The following is a 19,008-nucleotide window of genomic DNA, read 5'->3' as shown; positions in this document are numbered from 1 at the left end:
GTAGAAGGATAAATCATGCTTACACCGCAGTCAAAAAAACGCTTTCGTTTTTCATCCGCGTCATCCTTACAATCCGCCAAGCCATGGAAAGAAACAGCGATCAATACGATCACTCGGAAAAGGCTGCTTGCGCGTTCGTTCGGTTCGTCCCTGAGGCTATTGATACGTGCAGAAAAATTTTTGGTTCGTGAAGATTACAGTTTGTAAAATCGGCACAGATTAAGTCGCGATTCTCTGCGGTGTGGAGTTCCAGTCTGCAATCGCGCGGTTGTATTTTACAGAATGATATGTCGCTGAGCTCTTTGCTCGGTCCATTGCATTTCGATGAGCCAATGTTTTGTGCACGATAGCAGACAACGGTTCGCTCATGTTATGAAACAAGGTACTTCCAGCATGTAGCGGCGCATGAAAAAGCTCCGGCGAAAACCGGAGCTCTATGTGTGTCTCGAATTCGTGAGGACGCCTAAACGATCGAGTTCGGAGTCGCGGTCGGAGCACCGATGATCATGTTCGGCATCGGAACTTTGGCATTGCCGTTGCCGTTGCCTTTGGCTTCCGCAGCCGCCAGCGCCGCGTTGTCCCGAGCAATCTCCTCGGCCGTTCGGCGACGACGTCGCTTGCGTTTCTTGGCCGCCCACTCCTTGGTTACCATTTCGAAAACGTCCGGCGTTTCGTATCGAACCACGGCACGTGATTCCGGGATCGGCCCAATCAGGCCTTTGAAAACGGGCATGCCGCGAAGCGTCAGGTCGGTGCTGCAGTCGTCGATGCCGACTTGCTCGTGCGCTTTCTCAATTTCTTCGAAGGTATCGAAGTCACGCGATCGAGTTGACCCGTCAGAAGCAAGTGAAACGACGCGAATGATTTTGTTTGCCATGATGAGTCCCCAGGATGAGATAGCTTCAAACCCAGTGCCCCATATCCTTGTGGGGAATTCGACTCCTTCGATGCACTGTCCATCGATATCGATCGGCCCGCAACGGGTCGAAACTGCTGGCATTTTTTGCTCAGCAGAATCACGGTCACGACTGTCACAACCCGGTGCGCTGCCAGAACGACCGCGAACGTTCAGCGTCAAGAAAAGCAAAAGTGTCGGTCGCGTTGAACAGGATGCGCCAATAATTCGATCCTGCCGCCAACCGGCGGGCTGCCCCGACGAACCTACGTGACGGTAAACCGCTCAGGAAAGAAAGCGGTCAGAATGTGAACAACGACGGTCGCGATCGCGCAAATCACAATCGCGATCACCAGCAACGCAAAGATCGGGCTGAGAAATCGCAGCATGGCTTTTACCAAATCGTCGGTCTCGAATCCCAACAGCGAAATCATCAACAGGCAACCGACCACGGCCAGCACCACCAGCGTGACGCCTCGGCTGGCCCCGTCGTAATCGCTACGGCTGGGCGCCATGTGGCCTCCAACGCAAAGCACCAGGTAGGTGAACAGCCAGAACTTCCATGAAACCAGATGAGCCGGCGAAAGCAAGTCGGCCAACAGCGACTTCACACTCGCGAAGATCATGCCCGTAAAAGATGTCTGCTCAACCGCGTCGACGCCCTGGGTAAATCCTGCGCTGGTAATCATGTTCGACACGGCATCGGGATAGAAGAACCACAGCAATCCGGCTAACGCTGCCGAGCCTCCGATCAGAGGTGCGATCCCGATGAAAAAGTTGCCGACTTCCTCGAACCAGTTTCCGGTATTCCACGAGTGCCGCACAAAACCAAGTCGCCCGGAACGTTTGTCGGGCTCGAAGAGCGCCATCTCAAGCACGCGGTGGCGAAACACCTTGCACAGCACCCAATGGCTGAGCTCGTGGATTGGCGTCCCCAACCAGCCCGTCCACAGGACGCTCCTCCAACCAAATCGGCTGGCCAATCGGACCTGAATCAGGTGCTCGAGAAAATGGATCAGCACCGTAAAAAGAACAAATGGAGCGACCAGCACGAGCAGCAACCAGAAAGTTTGCCCAATGATCTCCAGCACCCCGCGCAGCGTTTCGCTTGCGGGGAAAGCGGCAATAAAAAAGTGCACTTGGCTCATGGGGTGACGGCTTTGATCGCGAAAGTTTGGTTCAATGGGTTTGGTGTGGTCGTGGCTGTGTCGTCCAAAACTGATTCGGCCGTTCTCATGTTTTTGTGCTTTGCTTTGGCCTGCGATTTCGCAAGCATGCGCAGGAAAGCGTCCAGCACAGCAACGGTCGGCTCAGTTTCGACACACCAGTCAGGGCATCGTTGCCTTTCGAGGCAAAACTTCCAGTGGATCACAGTTGGACTCGGTGACAAAGCGTCTTGTTAGTCTAAAATTCTCGCTACGGCAATGTTGTTGCACTCCAGCCCTGACTTGAAATCGATGAACAAACCCAAAATTCGCATGCGCCGCGAGGACATTCGCCCCGACGAAAACCTGTGTGACTACTGCACGGCCAAGTGCTGCCGCTATTTTGCGCTTTCGATTGATACGCCGCGAACCGCCGCGGATTTTGACTATCTACGCTGGTACCTGCTGCATGATCGAGCGTCACTGTTCGTTGAAGGCACGACTTGGTACTTGCTGGTGCATACGACTTGCAAACACCTTCAGGACGATCACCGCTGTGGCATTTACGAGACTCGGCCGAAGATTTGTCGCGACTACACGACGCACGAGTGCGAGTACGACGACTCGTACACCTACGATTGGTATTTCGAAACGCCCGAGCAGATTGAAGAGTATGCCAACGCCCGCTTCAACACGCCCGAAACATTTCGCTCGCCAAAGCCGCAGTTGTCCGTGCTGAACTAGCGGTCGCCGATCCTGAACTGACGGGTGTCGCCAGTTTTGCTGCGTGAGCCAACCCAACGGTGTCATCGCCGGGCACTCAATCCATCATCAATATCGAATTCAATGTCAAACCTGATTACCCCCCGAACACTCCGTGGTTTTCGTGACTTTCTTCCGGAAGCCATGATCCCGCGCGAACGACTGATCGAAACCGCCAAACAGGTCTATCGATCCTACGGCTTTGTGCCGATCGACACACCGGCGCTGGAGTACTCTGAAATTCTCTGCGGCAAAGGTAGCGAAGAAACCGACCGGCAGATGTTCCGTTTCAATCATGGCAAGCACGACGTCGCCATGCGATTTGACTTGACGGTTCCACTGGCCCGATTCGTTGCCCAGAACGCGAACGAGCTTGGCATGCCGTTCAAGCGATACCACATCGCTCCCGTTTGGCGAGGCGAACGCCCGCAAGCTGGCCGCTATCGCGAATTCATTCAGTGCGATTTCGACACCATCGGCACGCGCTCGATCGCCAGCGACATTGAAACCGGTTTGGTGATCAATGATTTGATGCGAGCCATCGGGTTTGAGAAATTTTCCATCCGCGTCAACAACCGCAAAGTGCTCAACGGGCTGCTGGAGAAATCGGGCCTGGCTGAATCAAGCGTGCCGGTGCTGCGTGCGCTCGACAAGCTTGCGAAAATCGGGCGCGATGGAGTCGCCAAGGAGATGGCAGAGACGACTTCGGCGAGTCAGCCTCAAATCGATGAGATTCTGAAGCTTGCCGAAGTCACCGGTTCCAACGCAGAAGTCCTTGGGCAACTTGAACCGCTTTGCAGCGGCAACGAGCTGGCGGAAGAAGGGTTGTCGCAGCTAAGAGCCGTTATCGAAGCGGCCGGCGCGGTAGGAATTGGCGATGCGAATCTGCAAGTCGACGTTTCGATCGCCCGCGGGTTGGATTATTACACCGGAACGATCTACGAAACGTTTTTGGATGATCTGCCATCGATCGGCAGCATCTGTTCTGGAGGTCGCTACGACAATCTGGCTCAGCTTTACACCAAACAGGAACTGCCTGGCATTGGAGCGTCGCTTGGCCTGGACCGGTTGTTGGCCGCGATGCAGACTTTGGAAATGCTGCCCGCGACGCGAACGACGGCCGACGTGATGGTCGTTCAGTTTTCCAAAGATCATCTGCAAAGTTATCTGTCGATGGCCAATCAGTTGCGAGCAGCCGGGATCAAAACCGAAGTCTTCCCGGACGCCAAAAAACTGAACCAACAGTTCAAGTACGCCGACCGCCGTGGCTTCGACGCGGTGTTGATCGCGGGAGACGATGAGCTGGCGGCGAAGAAGGTTCAAGTCAAATGGCTCGCCGACGGGTCGCAGACCGAGTTGTCGACCGATGGCGATTGTGCTGAAGTTGTCGCCTGGTTGAACGAACGCTTGAAGTAGCGGCGGTTGCTGCTTTCCGTTGGCAGCTTGCCAGAAAGGCGGCGGTGGGAGCTACCACGACGACTATGATCCAACTCAATATCGAATCCAACGTCGCAACGCTCGCTCTCGCGGACTCAAAAGTCAACGCGATGAATATCGAATGGTGTCAGCTGTTTTCCGCACAGCTTGCTGAACTCGAACACGACGATAACGTTCGCGCCGTCGTGCTCACCTCAGCCGAGCGAGTGTTTTCCGCGGGAGTTGATCTCAAGCGTGTGGTCGCCGAAGAGCCGCAGTACGTGCAGCCGTTTATCGATTCATTATCAAAGTGTTTTCGTGACGCATTTGTCTTTCCCAAGCCGTTGGTTGTGGCGATCAACGGCCACGCCATCGCCGGCGGTTGTATTGTCGCCAGCTGCGGGGACTTTCGAGTGGCAACACCGCGAGCACGAATTGGTTTGCCCGAGTTGCGTGTTGGAGTTCCGTTGCCTGCGATTGCGATCGAAATTATCCGGCGAGTCGCCTCTCCGGTTGCGCTTCAGGCGATGCTCAATTCCGGCGCGAACTATCGAGGCAAAGCTGCCGTCGAAGTCGGTTTGGCGGACGAAATCGTAGAGAAAGAATCTTTATTGGAAGCAGCCCGCGAGCACGCTGATCTGCTTGCTTCGATTCCGCATGCGACGTTTCGACTGATGAAGCAGCAGATTCGCGAACCTTCGTTGGTTCAAGCCGATCGGCTGGAGGAGAAGTTTGGGCAGCAAGTTCGCGAAGTTTGGAACAGCTCGGAGATCCGCGCGATGATCGAACAGTACGCGGCGAAGCTGTAAGTAGGCAAGTCTGTCCCAGACTTGTATTAACCCACCCGCATGAGTCTGGGACAGACTCACCTACTATAGCGCCATGAGTCTGTGACAGACTCACCTACTCGTCGTCCAGCATCCGTTTTGTCAAACCGTCATACGCATCGATGCGGCGATCGCGCAAGAACGGCCAGTGCGTCCGGGCGGTTTCGATCAGTGTCAAATCGCAATCTGCTGAAACCGTTGCCGGGCCATGTTCATCGGCTTCGGTCATGATGTTGCCATAGGGATCTGCAATGAAGCTGTGACCCCAGAACTCGATATTGTCTTCCAGCCCGACGCGGTTGGGGGCGACCAGAAACACTCCGTTGGCGATCGCGTGCGAACGCATCATGGTCTGCCAGGCGGAAAGCTGACTTTCACCAAAAGTGTCCTTTTCTGGAGCCTGCCAGCCAATCGCCGTCGGATAGACCAAAATTTCGGCTCCAGCGAGCGCCGTCAGCCTCGCAGCCTCGGGAAACCACTGATCCCAACAGATACAAACGCCGACTTTTCCAATCGAAGTATCAAAGCACTTGAATCCGAGGTCGCCGGGCGTAAAGTAAAACTTCTCGTAGAAGAAAGGGTCGTCCGGAATGTGCATCTTTCGGTAGACTCCGGCGATGGTGCCGTCCGATTCAATGATAACAGCGGAATTGTGAAATAGCCCCGGAGCACGACGTTCGAAAATTCCGGCGACAATAACGACGCCCAATTCGGATGCCAGCGAGCTGATTTTTTCGGTGATTGGACCGGGGATTGTTTCTGCCAGCTGGAACTGTTCGTGATCCTCGGATTGACAAAAATAGAGGCTGCTAAACAATTCCTGCAAACAGATCAGGTTGGCTCCTTCGGAAGCAGCCTTTCTGATTGCGGCCATCGTTCGATTCAGATTTTCCTGGACGTCCCGGACGCAAGGAAGCTGAACGGCGGCAACCTTCACTGAATTGTTTTTCTTCATACCACCACCATCATTTTCGGCTGCCAAATTTCATACGCGAAAGCTTGTCACCACAAAGTTGTTTGCGATTTGGCGTTCGCCGCTCCATGACCACAAACCCAGTTTAAGCCATGACTGCCAAACCACCATACGGACTGTTCGTTACCGGTACGGACACCGAAATCGGAAAAACCTGGGTGAGCACCATCATTGTTCGCGACCTTGTCAAAGCAGGCTATCGCGTCGGTGTGTACAAGCCGCTTGCCAGCGACAGCGTTTCCGATGGACAAAACAATATTTCAGAAGACGCACTGCAGTTGTGGGAAGCTGCTGGTCAGCCGTTGACGACGAAAGAAGTTTGCCCGCAGTGCTTTCAGGCGCCGCTGTCTCCGCATCTCGCGGCTCGAGCCGAAGGACGCGAAGTCGACTCGGAGCTGGTTCGCAGCGGTATCGAAGCGTGGGCTGATTTTGACATCGTGGTCGTCGAAGGATGCGGTGGACTGATGTCGCCGGTCGACGATGAAAGCTTCTTTGCTGACGTTGCCCAGGACTTTGGCTTTCCCGTGTTGATCGTTGTCGACAATCGAATCGGCGCCATCAATCAGGGGCTGCAGGCAACGATCGCGGCCAACTGCTACGGCGAAGGTCTCGATGTCGCCGGGCTCATTCTCAACGACTCCCAGGCGTTTCAGGGCGACCAGAGTCGGGATTCAAACTTCGACCAAATCGCCAGCCGCAGCATCGCTCCGGTTCTGACCCGCGTTCGGTACGATGCAGAATCTTGCGAAACGGAAGTCGACTGGATGGCGATCGCCAGACGGGAAGTAGTCCAGCCCGTTTAGCCGTATCTTCGGTTTGGTCCTGAACCCGTATCGCCTACAGTCGGCGTGGGGTTCCGCTGGATGGAATTTTCGCATCGATCGCGACGTGCAGCGTCCTTTCGGATTTACTCAAACCATGAAAACGTGCCTTGAGCTCCTGCTGCGATTGGCATTGTCGGAGCGATCGGGGCTTGTTCTTCAAATTCAGCCGTCTGCGATTCGGCAGCGTGCTGCTCAAGCTCTTCATCGAGTCCGTAGATTCGCATCAAACGATCGATGACGCTGGAAACATGAGTCAGTCCGACGCGCCGGTTGTTTTTCGCGGCAATGTATTGAGGTCCGATTGGCTTGATCATGAGTTCTCCTTTGCAGTGAGGACGTCCACCGCATTGGTGAATGTCTGAAACCATGATTGGTCGCGCGGATGACACAGCTGGTCCTTCGCCCGCAAAACGTCATCAGAAAATTTGTAATCGGGGCCCGATTTCAAAGTGGCAGCACCTCGGTGGACCAAACGTGTCCAAAATCGCCAGGCGTGGTAAACTTCGGGCTACCGCAAAGGAAATGCATGCACGCCCGTTCGACAATTTGGACTCTCGGAATCGCCCTGTTATTGGCCTGCGCCAGTTGTCCCAACGGATTCGCGCAGGACGTGGTCTATCTGAAAAAGACCAACGCCCCTGGTGAATCGAAACGCAAAGGCGAGATCGTGAACTGGGTCGGCGATACGATTTCGATCAAAGGCAAATCTGGCGTCAAGGATTTCGACACCGATCAGCTGATCCGATTCGAAACGGCGTGGCACGGCGGCTATGAAGACGGCAAGCGGCTGCTGGAAGAGTATCGTTATGACGCGGCAGTCGATCAGTTTGCCTCGGCGCTCGAATCCGAACCGCGAGCCTGGATGCAGAACATCGTCGACGCGAAACTGGTCGAGTGCTTTCTGGCGAAAGATGACTTTGGGAACGCCGCTCGCCATTTTCTACGTGTCATCGATGACGATCCACAGAGTCGGTTTCGGCATCTGGCTCCGCTGGTTTGGACTTCCAGCAAGCCGAACCGCCAGCAGTTGCAGAAGGCCGAAGTTTGGCTGGAATCCAGAGAACCGATGATTGCGATGTTGGGAGCAAGTTGGATGCTGGCCGACCAGTCGAACAAGAAGGCGAAGCAAAAAATGGAGCGATTGACTCGTGACTTTGATCCGGTCGTCGCATCGCTCGCCAAAGCCCAGGTGTGGCGTTTGGACAGCGTGGCTCCTGATGCGAAACGACTCGAGCTTCGAATCGAATTGGTCCGGTCGATGCCGAAGGAAGTGCGCTGTGGCGCCTGGTATTTGATCGCCGAAGCTCAAAGCAAATCAAAGCAGGAGGACGAGGCCATCGTGAATTTCATGCGGATTCCGATCAACGATCCACAGCAAGGTGGACTCGCTGCGGCAGCGCTCTATCAGACCGCGTGGTTGCTGAAAAATACAAATCGAGAACAACAATCGCAATCTTTGCGAAACGAACTGAAGGAGAAGTTTGGTGGAACCGTTTGGGCCAATTAATTTTTACGCCGCCATCCCGTGGCTTCAGGAATCCGATGTCGAGGCAGGGAAGGGGTTCTTTGAAATCATCTTCTCCGGGGGCATTGTCGGCATCCTGATTATCATCCTGTTGCTGACGTTGTCGATTCTGTCAGCATATCTGGTGATCGACCACTTGCTGACCGTTCGACGGAAAGACCTGATGCCGGACGGGCTTGGCGAACGAGTCAGACAGTCGCTGATGGGCGGCAACATCGCCGACGCGCAAACGGCCTGTCGCGAGAACCCCAGCTTCCTGTCGTTCGTGCTGATGCACGGCATCTCGGAACTGGAGTTCGGTTGGAACAGCGTTGAAAAATCCGTCGAAGAAGCTTTGGCTGAACAGTCGGCGCGGTTGTTTCGCAAAATCGAATACCTCTCCGTCATCGGAAACATTGCTCCCATGGTGGGGCTGCTGGGAACCGTGATCGGGATGATTGTGGCGTTCCAGAATGTGGCTGCCACGCAGGGAACCGCGAGCGCGCCGCAACTTGCAGAAGGCATTTATCAGGCGTTGGTAACGACCGTTGGAGGACTGATCGTGGCGATTCCGTCGATCGGAGCGTTTGCTGTTTTTCGAAACCGCATCGATCAGTTGGTTGCCGAAGCAGCGTTTCAGGCTCAACATGTCTTCAGTCCGCTACGCCGCAAAGCGAACAAGGCGAGTAAAACCAACAGGCCGGCGCAACAGTAACCATGCAAATTCCACGCTACCAACCTGTGCGAAAACTGGGCTTCAACATGACGCCGATGATCGACGTTGTGTTCCTGCTGATCATTTTCTTCCTCGTCAGTAGCCATTTGCAAAAACAGGAAACGCAACAGGAGCTTGATCTGCCAGTCGCTGCCTCTGCAGACAACGATATCGATCAGGAGACGCCGCGCGTGACCGTCAACGTGTTGGACAGCGGCGAATTGCTTGTCGCCGGACGTCCGCTGACGCAGGCTCAACTGATTCCCATGCTCAAAGCCGTTCGCGATGAAAAAGGTGAAGATATCGAAGTCCGTATCCGCTCCAGCCGATCGGCTCCCTGGTCAAAGATCGAACCGGTGATGCTCAGTTGCACCAAATCCGGAATTTGGAACGTCGGTTTCGCGGTCTATCGCAAGGAGGGCGGCTGATGAGAAAGCCCAGCCAATATGTGCAAACCGGTGCGGCAACGGACATCGATTCCGCGATGACACCGATGATCGATGTGGTGTTTCTGCTGCTGGTGTTCTTTGTCTGGACGGCCAGTTTTCAGATCATCGAACAGGTCATGCCCAGCCAACTTTCGCAAGCCGCCGGTGCCGATCCGGTGGAACAGGTCGACGTGCCAGAACCTGCTGATTTTGACAACCTGGTGATTCGTATTCGAATGCAGAACGAGGCGCCAACCTGGTTCGTCAGCGATCAGCCACTTGGCGATTTGGCTGACGTCAAAAAGCAGTTGACGACGATCGCCCAGATCAGCACCGACGCTCCGGTGATCCTGTATCCGGACCAGAATGTGCCGCTGGAACACATTGTCGACGCTTGGGACGCAGCGAAAGTCAGCGGTTTTGCGAAAGTCCAGTTTGCGGTTTCAGGAGAAGCACGATGAACGCAACAATCCGGGTAGTGGTTGGTTTGGTCGTGCTGCTATCGGCACCGTTTGCGGACGCCCAGGAATCGGTGTTTGATGATCGCGAGCAAAACCTTGTAGGAGGGCTGCGAGACCGATCACTTTTTGAACTCGCGGAATTGCATTGCCTGAAAGTGCTCGATCGGCAGAACCTGACGCCAACGGATTTTGCATCCCTCGCTGTCGAGCGGATTCGCGTCCGGACGTCGCAAGCCAGAGTCGCGGATGATCGTGAGTTGCATTGGCAACAGGTGGATCAAATCGCTGACGAGTTCTTCGAATCGCACGCCAAAAATCCGCAAACTGTGCTGGTTGGGTTCCAGCAAGCGTTGGCTCATCTCTCGTTTGCGAACCTGTTGCAGCAGGAAGTCGAAGCAAAAATTGCGAATCCAGGCGATCGCGAAAAGGGCCTTCAGCAACTTTTTCAGGCACGTACGTTGCTTGGCCAGACGAAGCAGCAAACGCTTGCCACGATCAGGAATCAGGCTAACCAGAATCTGTCGCCCGACATGCTCACCAGCGAGCAACTTCGTACTCTTGTCACCAGCCTCGAATATCAATTGGCGATCGTGAACCTGACCAGTGCCCGACTAACAGACGCCAGCACCGAAGCCGAACAGTTGAATCGGCTTGACTCACTCGGCCGCGTTCCGGCACAGTTGGCTGCCGTCCGCGGCGCGGTTGCGAACTCTCGGGCTCTCTGGTGGAAAGCGTGGATCAAGGAAGCGACATGCCGGCGAATGCTGGGTGAGTTCCAGGCTGCGGACGATGTGCTGAAACGATTGCGAAGCGAGAAACGCCCCACAGCCGTCGACGCCATGTTCCTGCAGGAAGAGATGGCACTCGCGATCGCGATCGACGACAGGGCCCGCATGAAAAGCCTTGCTGAACGAGCGTTGAAAAAACGTCACGACGCGGAAACGGAAGTCGCTCTTGTTCAACTGTTGGTTGCCGCGGGCCAGATCGAAAAAGCCTCGGCGCTGGCAAAAAAAATCTCCACCAGCCATGGTTTATGGTGGGCTCGCCGCGCCGACATTGCGTTGCTTTCGGGTGCAGGAAAATCTACCGTCAGTAACAAAGCTGTCGGCTCGGCAGAACTGCGGATGCTATTGGAGGCGGCTGAAAAGGCAGAACAGAACGGAGACCTCGAGGCAGCCGCGCGGGGCTATCTGTCGGTGGCGGCGTCGCAGTTTTCCGACGGAAACCGGGCCGGTGGACTGGGAACCACGGTTCGGGCAGCGATGGCAATGGAGAAGCAGGGCAAGCACGATGAAGCCGCTGCGGTCCTGTTGAAGGCTTCCAAATCCTATGCCAGTGAGTCGCTTTCGCCGTCAATTCATTTGCGTGGTTGTTGGAATCTTTCTAAAGCCAATTCTGAACAGTTTGAAAAAGAGGCCACTTCACATATTCGCCAATGGGCGGATTCGGAAACCGCCAATCAGGCAAGAAACTGGTTGGCGGCAAAGCAGGTCGCTGGCAAAAATTTCGATGCGGCTTTTGAAACGCTTGTGGCGACTCAGCCGTCGAGTCCGCTGTTCAGTTCGGCCGTCGCTTTGGCACGCTACGCCGGACGCAAACAGTTGCAATCCAGGGAGATGAAGGGACTGGCGATCCGGCCTGACGCCAGAAAATTGCTTCAGCGTTGGGGAGACGTTTTCCAGCGTTGCGACGAATCGAAACAGCCGATGGTCGCGGTTGCCATGGCGGAGCTTGGGATTTTCTGGCAAGCCGAAGACGCGAAGGTATCTGCCAGACGGATGCTTGGCGTGGCTGAATCTCCAATCGCAGAATCAGATGTCGAGTTTCAAATCCTGTTGGCATTGCTGAGCGAGGCGGAAGCCAAACAGCGGATCGAAAAAGCGAACTCGTTGCCTTTCAACGTGACTCTCGTTCGTCAGCTGCTATTGAGGCTCGAACGCCTGGAAGATTCCAGGCTTTTGGGAGAAGTAAAACTCGCGATTGCGGAAAATGCGATTCCGGCAGTGGAGGACCCGAAAGTTCGATACCAGTTTCGCATCGCGAAAGCATCAGCGCTTACCATGCTGGGGCGAAAGCCGGAGGCACTCAAGATCTATCAGGAGCTTGGCGAGGCCAATCCGAAAAATCTCAAAGCGATGGTAGGTTGGGCCAGAGCTTCCAGCGGAGAGCAGGCTCTGCGGATCTGGCGATCGATCGCTTCGCGGACGGCGTCGCACAGTCCATCGTGGTTTGAAGCCAAATATAACGTGGCGAGGTTGCTGCATGAGTCCGGTAAAAGCGATGAAGCTGCAAAGATGTTGAAGTACATCAAGGCTGTGCCGCCGGGCTGGGAAAAATCTGACATTGGCGACGACTTCGAACGTCTTTTGCGGGATGCCTCCCGTTAATTGGAAACGTTCCAGAAAATTTCAAAACGGCAGATAATTGGTGTCGCCATGTCGAAACGATCACGTGTATTGCAGGATGTACGTTCTCCTTTTCAGGGTAATCCAATGAACTTTTCAGCTCAATGTTGGCCGATTTTGTCTGCCGTGGCCGTTGTCTTTGCAATTTTTATTCCTGTCGATGACGCCAATGCGCAGCGGAATCGTCGTGGCGCCCGCGGCGGGACCGGGTGGGATTTTGTCGCCGGGAAGTATGACACAAACAAGGACGGAACGGTGTCGGCCGAGGAATACACTCGCGGCGCTGAAGGTTTGACGAGCCTCGACAGCAATGGCGATGGCGTGCTTACGAAAGAAGACTGGGCGACTCGCTCCAGAGCCGGTCGCGGATCAGGAGCCGTTCCGAAAGTTGGTGAAAAGGCGCCAGATTTTTCGCTGACTCTGATCAAGAACCAGTCCGAAACCGTGACGTTGTCGAACTTCGCCGACAAGAAACCTGTTGCTCTAATCTTCGGAAGCTGTACCTGACCGCCGTTCCTGCGTTCAGTTGGTCAACTGAAAGAGATGCAATCAAAGTACGCTGACAAAGTTCAGTTTTTCATTATCTACAGCCGCGAGGCACACGCAGCCGACAGCGATCGGCCCGCAGGTTTTGATGTAGAGCAACCTGTTTCGACCGAGGAGCGACGTGAAGTCGCACTGAAATTCCTCAAACAGATGGGGCTGGAGATTCCGGCACTGTTGGACGATATCGACGACAAGACTTCGCAAGACTACGTTTCACTTCCCGACCGGTTGTACCTGGTCGGCAAAGACGGCAACATCGCCTACGCCGGAGACAAGGGGCCGAGAGGATTCAAGCCGGATGAGCTTGAGGAGGCGATTGAGGACGAATTGAAAGCGAACGTAAAAACGCCAGCCGCCGAGGCTGAGAGTTTGCCTCGCGAAAATGGTTCACGCGAGAACGAACGCATGACGAGAATGCTGAGCCGAATTCCGGCTTTCGCAGCGATCAACAAGGATGGAGACAACCAACTTTCAGCCGCCGAAATCGAAGCTGCCGCGGAAGCGTTGTTGACGTTGGACAAGGATGGTGATGGAGAGCTGAGCCGGGAGGAGCTGAGGCCGACTCGAAGAGGGCGATAGGCCGGAAGGTCAGGATTGGGATTCGTGAATCACGTTCCCCAATTCTTCACGCCTGGCATTTAATCAGCAGACATCAGAAAGCCACCGAACAATCTTGTCCGGTGGCTTTGTTTTTGATCATTCTGACGCAGCCAATTTCTAGCTCATGCGAAGACGTGATAACCCGGGAACGCCGCGGTCCGTTCCGACTTGGCCAAGCCCGATGATCAGGTTGCCTTCGGCGTCGAAGTCCGCATCGAGAGGTGATCGGAGTGTTGCGGACCCAACGGTGAAGTTCGAGAAATCCTGAATTCCGTCCCAGTGGAAGCTGGCGTCGAGCGTTCCACTTTCGTTCAATCGCACGATGCTCGCTCCGAGGAACGACGGGAGGTCAGGGAAGGTCGCGTCAGTGCTGCGATTACCGACAATGACGATGCGATCTTCTGAGTCAACCAAAATGTTGGATCCGGAAAAATTGTCGTCGCGTGTGATCGTAACCGAGCCGTTGTCCCCAAACGACTGATCCAGCTGTCCGTCCGCGGTGAATCGCAGAATAAAGTTGGACTTGGAAACCACGATTCGGCCCTTGCTGTCGATTTCGAATCCGCTGGCGCCCAGGGAACCAATTCGAGTAACACCGTTGTCGCCAAAGCTTGTGTCGATCGATCCGTCACTCTTGAGTTTAACGATCGATTGCACCGAACTGCTGCGGAATCGAACCGACGCCATCACGATGACTGAATCGTCAGGAAGAGCCTGTGCTCCGGAAATTCCGATGCTCAACCCTTCGGCTCCTGCGAGCGTGGTGCCGGTGAGAATTCGATGTCCGCCGTTGCCATAGGACTGGTCCAGGTTGCCGAACTGAGCGTAGTGGCTCAGTGCGACGGTGTTTGAGTTGGCTGATTGGCCTACGATCGTGATGTGACCATCGTTTTCAGGCAGTGTGAACAGTCGGTTGGATCCGTTGCCGATCGGCGTTTGGGCCAGCAATCCGTTGATCGCGAACGAATCGTCAACGTTTCCTTGGCTGTCCAGTTTCAGAACGTAGGGAATTGCCCGCAAGCCGATCCCCGGGACGCGTTGAGCCGTCACGATGATCGATCCGTCGGCCATGAAGTCGATGTCCTCGATGCGAGTTTTGTTCCAGCCGGCGACATCCGCCACGTCGGTCCAAACCACGGTTCCGTTGTTGCCGAAATTGCGCACCGGGTTTCCGCTGGAATCAAACAGGCTCAGCGTATGACCAATCAGGCTATTGCCTTCAGGTCCGGACGCAGTGATCAGGCTACCCGAGCCGTCGTCGACTTTGACGAAGTACGCATCGCCAGAGATTCGGCGGTCGAACTGAAAACTGTCCGTCTCGCGGATTTGGAAAAAGCCGTTTGCGTTGAGGGTGTTTCCGCGACCAAACCCCGGGCTGATTCCGTCAGCTTCGACGAACGTTCCTGTCGAAAACACGTTTGCATCAGTCGGGAAAGCGACGTCACGTTCCAGGGTCTCCATGTCGATCTTCTGGAATGAGTGCACAATCAGGTTGCGATCGTAACCTGTGCTTTCATCGTACACATCGTTGACGAAGGCAATACGGATGTTGTGAAAGTTGAAATCGCGATTGATGTCCACAAAGTACTGCTGTGTGGAAGTCGAGACTTCGAACTGTCCGAGGACTTCGTTGCCGATTCGAATTTCCATGACTTCCTCGCCGGTTGAGCCACTGGCATCGACTCGAATCCGACGAGTCTCGTCGCGGACTTCGAAGAAGCCGAATGTGGACAGCGTGTTGCCACGAGCGAATCCCGGCTTGATGCCGTCAGCTTCGGTGAACACTCCGGTTGAATACACGTTCTGGTCAGTTGGCAGGGCAACTTGTCGTTGGCCAGACTCAAGGTCGATCGTCTGAAAGTTCAGCACCGTCAGGTTGCGGTCCTCGCCTGTTACGGGATCGATGGCGTCGTTGGTGAATCGGATTCGAACGTCTTCGATGTCAACAAATTCGTCGACGACAAACGCGAACGATTGAATCAGGTCCGCGCGTTGCTGAAAGAAGCCAAAATTGCGAACTGTTTGGCCATTGATCTGCACCTGAAGGTTTTCCTCTCCCGTTTCGCCCACCGCGTCGACCCGAATTCGAGTGCCCTTGGGCTTGTCCGGATTTTCCTGATCGTAAGAAAACGTTCCGTTAACGTTCAGGATTTCGTGCCGTTTGAAACCCGCGCCGGTAAAATTGCCCTCGTAGTTTATGAAGCCAGTAGAATATGTGTTGATGTCTTCTGAATGAAAGACGTGGCCATCGATAATGATGCGATCCACCAACAATTGGCGATCGATTTCGCTTGGAGTCATGTCGTTAAAGAACTCGACTTTAACCGTGCTGGGGTCGACTTCGGCATCGGTGAAGTAGTCGTACTGGTTGGTGCCATGCCCAATAAAGTTTCCGCCAACGTCGGTGTGAGTTGCAACGATCTCGTTATCGATGATCAGGTTGAACGCTTCTTCGCCCGTAGCACCGGAAGCAAATACGCTGACCGTGGCGAGCATTTTCCGAGGCTCCAGATTTTCAAAGCGGTGCACACCGTTTTGGCTGGGTCGTTTTCGTTTGTTCGGCTGGGTGATGGAGAGAAAGTTGCGGAGTTCTTTGAACATCTGGAGCTCGGTACTCTGGCGGGTGACAGGTTGGATGTCACTCCAAAAAGCAGATACCGTTCCGGACTCACCGCGGTGACAAACGCGGCAGTTTTTGATGTTGCGCGTTGCCAAAACGCATCAATGGGCAGCCATGATGCGTTGGGGCAACAAGCGACAGAGCGGGCTTGTCCATTTGCCTTGCAGGGGCTTCGGGTGTTTGACTATCGATCGCGTCCCGATGCCCGCCGTTAAGCGTCGCGCATCAAACTGCTCGACTTCAAAACGGCAGCGTCGGCTCAGTGAGCCAGCGACTCTGATTCTTCCGCGACTTGCTCAGCCTGAGGCAAGACCTGCCACAGTCCGATCATGATTGCGGCCATCACAAAATAGGCGATCGCAAAATCGCGAACGGCGGCGACTTTGGCTTCATCGAAGACCTCTCCATTCATCAGTTCCGTTGGCAGGAACATTTTGTCGCCTGAAAGTGGCGAATGCATGATGCCGAAAAGCGTGAACAGTCCGCCGAGCGTAAAATAAACTCCGGCAGCCAAGTACTTGCGATCCACGATCTTGGCCGTCGCAGAAGCCCAAATCACACTTGTGAAGATAAAACCTCCGGCCAGCACGTTGATGTACAGGAGCGAATGCGAAAGGCGGTCGCTCATGTCTGCACCAATTTCTCCGGCGAAATCTCCAACCGAAAGTGCAATCAGCTTTGCGATCGCAGGAAGGCAAGCCACGGCGAGTGCGGCATAATGCCTTTTCGGGGTGACCTGAAAACTTTGGGCAGTGATTTCAATACCGATGAAAATCAAAATCGGGAAAATGGCGGCTTCGGGAATCCATTGGAACATCAACGAGAAGTATCCGATCAGTCCCGCACCGCCGATGAACAGAGCTGTCATCAACGTGTAGGCTGCTCGGCCACCCATCGCTTTATATGCAGGATGACCGATGTAGGGAGTCGTCTGAATGACTCCGCCGCAACACGCAGCGACCAAAGTGGCAAAAGCTTCGACTCCAATGACTGTTGGGGTGTGAAAATCGTCTCCGACGGATGCAGCACTTTCAGCGCAATCAATCCCTCCAACGACTGTCACGATTGCAAACGGAATCACGTAGCCCAGGTACGGCACGGTCTCACTGAACTTGCCAAGCCATTCAAATTTGAACGCGTCCATCCACTGCCATGGCAACCAGGTCGTCTGCATCGCAGTAGCCTTTTCGACCAGTTCAACGCCGGCGGCTTCCCCGATGCCGTACAGCACGTAGTAGATTCCGGTTCCAACAACGACCGCGGCAAGAGCCCCAGGAATGCCACCGGGCAGTCTTTGTTTCCCGATCAAAGTCACCAGCACAATCGCCAACGAAGCAAAGCCCACGATTGGCGCCGAAGCTGCGATTTTTGCGAGCGGACTGAACGCGATCAGCAACAACGCAATCGCCGCCAGCGAACCAAGCAAACCGGCTCTGGGAACCAGTCGATGGATCCAGCCGGAAAAGAAACTCAGGGCGGCCTTTATGACACCGGTGATCAGGATAGCGCACATGCCGATGTGCCAGGCATTGGTGGCCGCCGCGGTTTCGGTCAAACCGTTTCCCACGCCGGAAGCGTAGGCTGGTCCGAGAACGAGGAACACCATCCCGAAAGTGCTGGGCGTGTCGAGTCCCAGCGGCATGGCTGTGACATCGGTTTTTCCGGTTTTTTTTGCGTACCAGAATGCCAGCATGAAAAACAACAGGTCGCCCACAAGGACGCCAATGGCAGTTCCAGGGACCATGTAACAAATTGCAAATTCTACAGGGAACCCGAAGACACCTGATAGCAAACTGACTAACAGCACCAGTCCGGCGATGTTATCGAGCATCAGCCCGAAAAACGCGTTAATGTCTCCCGTTTGTGCCCATTGATACTTCTTGTTTGTCACTACGATTCCTTCTTTGGCATGGCTCTTGCTTTTGAATGATCAAAGTGTGGTCAAGGGCCTACGGCAGGGCACTGGCTGACTTGGAAGTCGGATTTTGCCAGCTAAAACGCGGTCTGAATTTAGAACGCCAAAAATTTGCTGTCAAACGGACCTGACGTGTCAGAGACCTCGCGATACTGAAAAAGCGGAGGGGCTTGATTGCCCCAACAACCGCAAAAAACGGGACTAAAGGTAAGAACAAGCAAGGAGGCGCGTCTCAAAAGGGATCAAAGCGGGTGAAATGAAATTTTCCCCGAACTCTGGCCCGGCTGACGCGTAATAATCATGGAAGCTACGGTCAACGACATCTACTACGACACAGATCGGCAACTGAAAGCAAAATCAGAGCAAGTGACTGACGAACAACTACTGATCGATTATCGGGAAACGGGAGATCGCGAATTGTACGCGACTCTGGTCTACCGGTACGAACGTGAGCTGTTCAGTTACCTGCGCCGGTACCTTGGGAATGCTGAAATGGCAGAGGACGTTTTTCAAACGACGTTCCTGCACATTCATCTCAAGAGCCATCTGTTCGAAGAAGGTCGTCGTTTCCGTCCGTGGCTTTACACGATTGCTACCAATGCAGCCATCGATGCCAAGCGTAGAAATAAACGGCATCGAAATGTCAGCCTCGACACGCCACGTCTGCAGGACAGCGAAGATGTCGGTCGTTTGATCAACCTTCTTGAAAGCGATGATCCCGATCCGTCCAACGCTGCTCTTGAGACCGAGCGTCGACGACTGGTGCGAAAAGCACTCAGCCAACTTCCAGAGTCAATGAACGTACTGATTCAACTGGTTTACTACCAGGGAATGAAGTACCGGGAAGCCGCCGAAGTGTTGGACGTTCCAGTGGGGACAGTCAAGAGCCGTCTGCATTCTGCGATCGCAAAACTGACTGATGTTTGGAACCATACTTCGCAGGTCGACTAGTCAGGAATCTCTCCGCTGCTG

At 54.5% G+C, this 19,008-nt stretch carries 18 protein-coding genes; 12 read left to right on the top strand and 6 right to left on the bottom strand.

Annotated elements, in window-relative coordinates:
* Positions 1-463: 463 nt before the first annotated feature.
* Both MFFC18_RS21520 and MFFC18_RS21515 read right to left on the bottom strand, forming a co-directional pair.
* Positions 464-877, bottom strand: coding sequence for a hypothetical protein (locus MFFC18_RS21520; protein ID WP_315849990.1), 414 nt, complete (start codon positions 875-877; stop codon positions 464-466).
* Positions 878-1,161: 284 nt separating this feature from the next.
* Complete coding sequence (locus tag MFFC18_RS21515; RefSeq protein ID WP_075083828.1) at positions 1,162-2,043, bottom strand: hypothetical protein; 882 nt, start codon at positions 2,041-2,043, stop codon at positions 1,162-1,164.
* 309 nt (positions 2,044-2,352) lie between these two features.
* Between MFFC18_RS21515 and MFFC18_RS21510 the strand changes: the two genes are divergently transcribed.
* The 3 genes from MFFC18_RS21510 to MFFC18_RS21500 all read left to right on the top strand — a co-directional run bounded on the left by MFFC18_RS21510 (position 2,353) and on the right by MFFC18_RS21500 (position 5,027).
* Positions 2,353-2,784 (top strand): YkgJ family cysteine cluster protein, encoded by a 432-nt coding sequence (locus MFFC18_RS21510; RefSeq protein WP_075084127.1) that lies wholly within the window; start codon positions 2,353-2,355, stop codon positions 2,782-2,784.
* 102 nt (positions 2,785-2,886) lie between these two features.
* Positions 2,887-4,218, top strand: a complete 1,332-nt coding sequence (gene hisS / locus MFFC18_RS21505) for a histidine--tRNA ligase (RefSeq protein ID WP_075083830.1) — start codon at positions 2,887-2,889, stop codon at positions 4,216-4,218.
* 65 nt (positions 4,219-4,283) lie between these two features.
* Positions 4,284-5,027 (top strand): enoyl-CoA hydratase/isomerase family protein, encoded by a 744-nt coding sequence (locus tag MFFC18_RS21500; RefSeq protein ID WP_075083831.1) that lies wholly within the window; start codon positions 4,284-4,286, stop codon positions 5,025-5,027.
* Positions 5,028-5,121: 94 nt separating this feature from the next.
* Here the strand turns inward: MFFC18_RS21500 and MFFC18_RS21495 are convergent, their stop codons facing one another.
* Positions 5,122-6,000, bottom strand: a complete 879-nt coding sequence (locus MFFC18_RS21495; RefSeq protein ID WP_075083832.1) for a carbon-nitrogen hydrolase — start codon at positions 5,998-6,000, stop codon at positions 5,122-5,124.
* Positions 6,001-6,110: 110 nt separating this feature from the next.
* On the opposite strand from MFFC18_RS21495, the gene bioD reads away from it, so the two are divergent.
* Entirely contained in the window at positions 6,111-6,821 is a 711-nt protein-coding gene (bioD, locus tag MFFC18_RS21490) for a dethiobiotin synthase (protein ID WP_075083833.1), read from the top strand.
* Positions 6,822-6,925: 104 nt separating this feature from the next.
* Here bioD and MFFC18_RS21485 read toward each other — a convergent pair whose 3' ends face one another.
* Positions 6,926-7,156, bottom strand: coding sequence for a hypothetical protein (locus MFFC18_RS21485; RefSeq protein ID WP_148619033.1), 231 nt, complete (start codon positions 7,154-7,156; stop codon positions 6,926-6,928).
* Positions 7,157-7,368: 212 nt separating this feature from the next.
* On the opposite strand from MFFC18_RS21485, the gene MFFC18_RS21480 reads away from it, so the two are divergent.
* The 7 genes from MFFC18_RS21480 (at position 7,369) to MFFC18_RS21450 (ending at position 13,480) form a co-directional block, all read left to right on the top strand.
* Complete coding sequence (locus MFFC18_RS21480; RefSeq protein WP_075083835.1) at positions 7,369-8,349, top strand: tetratricopeptide repeat protein; 981 nt, start codon at positions 7,369-7,371, stop codon at positions 8,347-8,349.
* Entirely contained in the window at positions 8,327-9,061 is a 735-nt protein-coding gene (locus tag MFFC18_RS21475) for a MotA/TolQ/ExbB proton channel family protein (protein ID WP_075083836.1), read from the top strand. Before MFFC18_RS21480 ends, MFFC18_RS21475 begins: the two co-directional genes overlap by 23 nt.
* Positions 9,062-9,063: 2 nt before the next feature.
* Positions 9,064-9,489 carry an ExbD/TolR family protein gene (locus MFFC18_RS21470; RefSeq protein WP_075083837.1) on the top strand — a complete coding sequence of 142 codons (426 nt, stop codon included), beginning with the start codon at positions 9,064-9,066 and terminating at the stop codon, positions 9,487-9,489.
* Entirely contained in the window at positions 9,489-9,950 is a 462-nt protein-coding gene (locus MFFC18_RS21465; protein ID WP_075083838.1) for an ExbD/TolR family protein, read from the top strand. Before MFFC18_RS21470 ends, MFFC18_RS21465 begins: the two co-directional genes overlap by 1 nt.
* Entirely contained in the window at positions 9,947-12,337 is a 2,391-nt protein-coding gene (locus MFFC18_RS21460; protein WP_075083839.1) for a tetratricopeptide repeat protein, read from the top strand. The genes MFFC18_RS21465 and MFFC18_RS21460 overlap by 4 nt, the downstream gene beginning before the upstream one ends.
* Before the next feature lie 105 nt (positions 12,338-12,442).
* Complete coding sequence (locus MFFC18_RS21455; protein ID WP_162273932.1) at positions 12,443-12,862, top strand: hypothetical protein; 420 nt, start codon at positions 12,443-12,445, stop codon at positions 12,860-12,862.
* A 9-nt stretch (positions 12,863-12,871) separates the two neighbouring features.
* A complete protein-coding gene (locus MFFC18_RS21450) occupies positions 12,872-13,480 on the top strand; it encodes a deiodinase-like protein (protein ID WP_261340525.1) in 609 nt (202 codons plus the stop codon).
* A 138-nt stretch (positions 13,481-13,618) separates the two neighbouring features.
* On the opposite strand, the gene MFFC18_RS21445 is transcribed toward MFFC18_RS21450, so the two are convergent.
* Both MFFC18_RS21445 and MFFC18_RS21440 read right to left on the bottom strand, forming a co-directional pair.
* On the bottom strand, positions 13,619-16,102 hold the full coding sequence (locus MFFC18_RS21445; protein ID WP_084416999.1) for a carbohydrate-binding domain-containing protein: 2,484 nt from the start codon (positions 16,100-16,102) through the stop codon (positions 13,619-13,621).
* Positions 16,103-16,380: 278 nt separating this feature from the next.
* Positions 16,381-18,012, bottom strand: coding sequence for a permease (locus MFFC18_RS21440; protein WP_238381217.1), 1,632 nt, complete (start codon positions 18,010-18,012; stop codon positions 16,381-16,383).
* Between the two features lie 324 nt (positions 18,013-18,336).
* Here MFFC18_RS21440 and MFFC18_RS21435 point away from each other — a divergent pair, with 324 nt between their 5' ends.
* A complete protein-coding gene (locus MFFC18_RS21435; protein ID WP_084417000.1) occupies positions 18,337-18,987 on the top strand; it encodes an RNA polymerase sigma factor in 651 nt (216 codons plus the stop codon).
* Positions 18,988-19,008: the final 21 nt, after the last annotated feature.

This window comes from Mariniblastus fucicola (assembly GCF_008087665.1).
Lineage (GTDB): Bacteria > Planctomycetota > Planctomycetia > Pirellulales > Pirellulaceae > Mariniblastus > Mariniblastus fucicola.
This window is presented reverse-complemented; position numbering and strand designations above follow the sequence as displayed.